The sequence below is a fragment of the Oleiphilus sp. HI0043 genome, from assembly GCF_001634935.1.
In genome coordinates this window covers 1-1,198 of record NZ_LWEY01001438.1, presented here as the reverse complement: position 1 = coordinate 1,198, position 1,198 = coordinate 1, and the positions used below count along the sequence as shown (strand labels likewise).

At 41.8% G+C, this 1,198-nt stretch carries 2 protein-coding genes; one reads left to right on the top strand and one right to left on the bottom strand.

Annotation, left to right across the window (positions count from 1 at the left end):
* Positions 1–589, bottom strand: a 589-nt coding sequence (locus A3729_RS20195) for a YciK family oxidoreductase (RefSeq protein ID WP_068634210.1), incomplete at its 3' end; no start/stop codon positions are given.
* 242 nt (positions 590–831) lie between these two features.
* On the opposite strand from A3729_RS20195, the gene A3729_RS20190 reads away from it, so the two are divergent.
* Positions 832–1,198, top strand: a 367-nt coding sequence (locus A3729_RS20190; RefSeq protein WP_068634209.1) for an SRPBCC family protein, incomplete at its 3' end; no start/stop codon positions are given.

The window sequence follows — 1,198 nt, the reverse complement described above, 5'->3', positions numbered from 1 at the left end:
TAATGCTATTCACTTTAATAGTTTTATCTGTCCCATTTAGCTCATCAGCAAGTACTTGCATTAAACCTTCGTTTGCAAATTTGCTGACAGAGTATGCACCCCAAAATGCGCGCCCCTTTCTGCCAACACTAGAAGAGGTGAAAATAATAGAAGCATCTTCGGAGTTTCTAAGTAGTGGTAGCAGCGTCTTTGTCAGCATAAAAGGAGCGTTAACGTTTACCTGCATCATTTTGTTCCAAACAGGTACTTCGTATTGCTCAATACTAGTAAGAGACCCAAGCTGCGCCGCGTTGTGTAAGATGCCATCGATATGAGTGAATTCTGCTTCGATCGAGTTAGCAACGTCGATATAGTCTTTCTCGACAGCGCCTTCCAAGTTCATTGGAATTATTGCCGGCTTTGGGTAGCCTTTGGATTCAATCTCGTCATATACTTTTTCTAGCTTTGAAACGGTTCGCCCCAATAAAATTACAGTTGCTCCATGCTTGGCAAAGCTAAGTGCTGCGGTCTTGCCGATTCCATCACCCGCTCCGGTAACTAAGATGACTTTGGATTGTAGTAGGTCTTTCGGGGCTTGGTAGTCAAACATAGGGGTCTCATATTTACGGTTATATTGGAGGGCGTCGTCATTTCATGATGCCGCTTGCTAATTCTAGTAAAACCAAAGCGGCTTAGCTACAAGATTTCACGCCTATACTGTCTTTAGCGCTTAATTTCTTAAGTAGTAGCTTTTCGCTTTAAAGCCCGGAATATTTATATATAATGACTGGGGGTCACGGCTGTTTTGTCGTGCCGCTATCCATTATTAAATCGCCAAAAGGTAAGTGATGCATGTCTGTTAATACAATAAAAATGAAGCAAATTTTCAATGCGCCAGTCAGTGAGGTATTTGCCACACTTAGTGATCATAATACTTTCGGTAAGATTTGTGGTATCAATATGTCTAGAGTTGTTGATGGTGCTGATGGTGCTAACGGCTTGGGTTCGGTTAGAGAGATCAAGATCGGGATTTTACCGGGCTTTGAAGAAACGATTACTGAGTTTAAACCAGATGAGTTTATTCAATACAAAATCACTAAAGGAAGCCCCATTAAGAACCATGTAGGAGAGCTTAGATTTAGTGAGGAAGGCGGCGCTACAACGCTAGACTACACGATAGAGCTTGAGTCTAAGATTCCACTGACTACCAGTATTATTT